The sequence below is a fragment of the Allobosea sp. P1_A7 genome, assembly GCF_056406775.1.
In genome coordinates, this window is record NZ_JBFTZN010000438.1 from 1 (window position 1) to 3149 (window position 3149).

Annotated in this window: 3 protein-coding genes and 1 pseudogene; 1 reads left to right on the forward strand and 3 read right to left on the reverse strand. The window is 65.4% G+C overall.

All coding sequences use genetic code 11. From position 1 onward, the window contains the following. The coding region (locus AC1D34_RS35850) for an LbetaH domain-containing protein (protein ID WP_476826825.1) at nt 1–256 on the reverse strand (256 nt) is incomplete at its 3' end. A 492-nt stretch (nt 257–748) separates the two neighbouring features. Further along, nucleotides 749–1669: an alpha/beta fold hydrolase gene (locus AC1D34_RS35855; protein ID WP_441488142.1), complete on the reverse strand. Its 921-nt coding sequence runs from the start codon at nt 1667–1669 to the stop codon at nt 749–751. 127 nt (nt 1670–1796) lie between these two features. Between AC1D34_RS35855 and AC1D34_RS35860 the strand changes: the two genes are divergently transcribed. Beyond that, nucleotides 1797–2720, forward strand: a complete 924-nt coding sequence (locus tag AC1D34_RS35860) for a LysR family transcriptional regulator (protein WP_476826826.1) — start codon at nt 1797–1799, stop codon at nt 2718–2720. 56 nt (nt 2721–2776) lie between these two features. On the opposite strand, the pseudogene AC1D34_RS35865 reads toward AC1D34_RS35860, so the two are convergent. Beyond that, a pseudogene (locus AC1D34_RS35865) lies at nt 2777–3149 on the reverse strand (coproporphyrinogen III oxidase); the annotation flags it as partial.

The window sequence follows — 3149 nt, forward strand, 5'->3', positions numbered from 1 at the left end:
GCCTGACCGCGCGCGGAATGCGGTCATTGGTGAACATCACGCCATGGGCGATCATGACCTCATCCTCGAGCACCACCCCCTCACAGATGAAGGAATGCGAGGATATCTTGCAGCGCCGGCCGATGCGGCTGCCGCGCTGGATCTCGACGAAGGGGCCGATCCGTGTGCCCGAGCCGATCGCACAGCCATAGAGATTGACGAGATCGGGGTGGCTGACGACGACATCATCACCGAAGTCCACATCGATGATGGGCATGGCGCTCCCCTTCCCTGCTCCGGCAGAACGCTAGCGTGCAAAAGCGGAACCGGAACGATGGGAATAGGGCGCGCCTCGTTCGGATGAAGCCTATAGGCGGATCGCCCGGAGCAGTAGGCTCCCTACACCTTCCGACGAATTGCTTCTCCTCCCGTGGCAGCAGGACTTTGCAGGCCGCGCCACCAAGGTCTGCCGCACCCCCGCCCGACGCAGCGCCTGACAATCGCCGGGGAAGACCGGAGGCGCGGCCTTGCGCACTGCCGCGGGCAGGATCCTCTCGATTTTTATTCGTGAATGAGCGGCCCGGCTGGCCGTCGCAGGGCAGATGCGCGCTCTCGCTCAGTGGACCGTTATCGCCAGCGCTCGACCCTGTTGGACAGAGGGGCCTCCGCTTCGGCAGATCGGCCCTTCCGGTTCAGTGAACGTATAGGTGACGGCGACGCATGATCCGGTCGAAGGCAGCGGCGCTCCGACGCGACCGGGTCGCCGCTCTCATGGTCGCCCGGCATCCAGGAAGCTGCGGACCAGAGCGACGGTCGCCGCAGGATTCTCCTCCATGATCCAATGTCCGCTACCGGGCACAACCGCGCCCTGGACGTTCTCGCCTGCGAACTTCATGACCGCAGCCATGCCCAGTCCGAAGGATTTCTCCCCCCCGATCGCCAGCACAGGGATCGTCAGCTTGCCCTTTGCCAGGAAGGCCTTGTTGTCGACAGCATCCTGATCGAAGGCGGCGAACTGGGCAAAGCCCGCGCGCATCGCCCCCGGCCTGGCGTAGAGCGCCGCATAATGCTCTCGCGCAGCTTCGCTGAACCGGCTGGGGGTCGCCGAGAATTCATTCCAGAAGCGATCGAGATAGATGCGCTCGCGGCCGGCGACGAGCCGCTCCATGTCGGGGCCGCCGAAGCGAAAGTGCCAGAGCAGCGGATTCTTCAGGATCTCCTCCCAGGGGCCGACGCCCGGCAAGGGGGCATCGATCAGCACGAACTTCGTCACGCGATCGCGATACCCGGCGGCAAGCGCAAATCCGACCATGTTGCCGATGTCATGGGTCACCAGCTCCGCCCGGTCCACCTTCAGGGCATCGAGGACGCCGGCAATGTCGGCGGCCTGGTTCTTCTTGTCGAAGCCCTTTTCGGGGATGGCCGAAAGGCCCATGCCACGCAGGTCGGGAACGATCACGGTCCGGTCCCGCGCGAGATCGGCCGCCATCTCGCCCCACATGTCGCCGGTTTCACCATAGCCGTGCAGCAGGACGACCGCCGGCCCCTGTCCGCCGACCCGTACGTGCAACGTCGTACCGTTGGTCGGGATCTCCTGCGTGCGGAAACCCGCCGGAAACGGAACAATCTGAGCCAACGCGGGGGCAGCGAAAAGAAGGGCGCCGGTAGCGGCGGCCAGGAAGCGAAGCATCGCGATCTCTCCTCATGTCCGGCCGGGCACTCCAGGGCACGGCCTTGCTCTCGACGAGATGATGGCGCTGCGCCATTGTCTGGAGTAGCCGCCAGAAAGCGAAACTGGTTTCCGGAAATAGCGAACAATGATGAAGCTCGACGGAGTCGCGGCATTCGTGATGGTCGCGGAAGCCGGATCGATCACCGCTGCGGCCCAGCGCATGGGACTGGCCAAATCCGTGGTCAGCGAACGGCTGGCGGAGCTGGAACGGCTGGTGGGCACGCGACTTGTGCAGCGAACCACCCGCAAGCTGTCGCTGACCGAAGGCGGCACCGCCTTCCTGGAGCGCGGCAGGCGCTTGTTGCGCGAGGCCGAGGAGGCCGTGGCAGAACTCGCCGAACGGCGAAGCGAGCTGGTCGGACCACTGCGGATCTCCGGACCCGTCAGCTTCGGGGTCCTGCATCTCGGCCCGGCGATCTTTTCCTTCCTGGCGACCAACCCCAAGATCGAGCTGGCACTGGAGCTGGAGGATCGCTTCGTCGATGCGGCGGCGGATGGCTACGATGCCGTCATCCGCCATGGCCCAATCCATGACACGCGACTTGTCGCGCGGCACATTGCGAGCAGCCGCCGCGTCCTCGTCGCCTCRCCTGCCTATCTGGATGCCTGTGRCAGACCGGGGACGCTGATCGAACTCAGGCAGCATCGCGCGATCCTCTACATGAACCGGGACTCGGACTGGCGGTTTCACAGCGAGAGCGGCGCAGTCGTGGTGCGAGCGCAGCCGGCCGTGCGCGTCAATAACGGGCTGATGATGCGCGACGCCGCCCTGGCAGGGCTTGGCATCACCTTGCTGCCGACCTTTGTCGTCCATGAGCAGGTCGCCCGCGGCGACCTGCAGATCGTCGATGTCGGGATCGAGGCCGAAGGCGCTGAAGTCCACGTCGCCCATCCCCGCGACCGCGCAGCCTCCGTCAAGGTACGCGCCTTGACGGAACATCTGCGCCAGAGTTTCGGGAATCCGCCCTATTGGGAGACAGCGGTCGCCCAGGCCTCGCCGATGTCGTGAACACGACACATTCTCGGCACCGCACTGCGCCGCCGAGGCATTGGATGCATCTGCGCTCAGACCGAGCGGCTGTAGCTGCGCCCCGGCTGAGCGAGATAGGCATCGAAGACCGAGGCCACCTTGCGGACAAGCAGGCGCGAATCCTCCGGCATCAGCACGCGACTGCCGTCGAAGTGAATGACCCCGTCCTGCGCCAGCGCCTTCAGTCGCGGGAAGGATGGCGCCAGATCCTCCGGGTTCGCCTTGTGCTTGGCGCAGACGGCGCCGATATCGACCGTGAGATCGCACATCAGGCGTTCGATCAGCTCGGCACGCAGCCGGTCGTCAGTACTGAGCCGGAAGCCTTTCGCCGTGGCCAACGCCCCGCTCAGCACACGCTCGGCATAGCGGCCGATGACGACCTCGTTCTGGACATATCCGCCGGGAAGG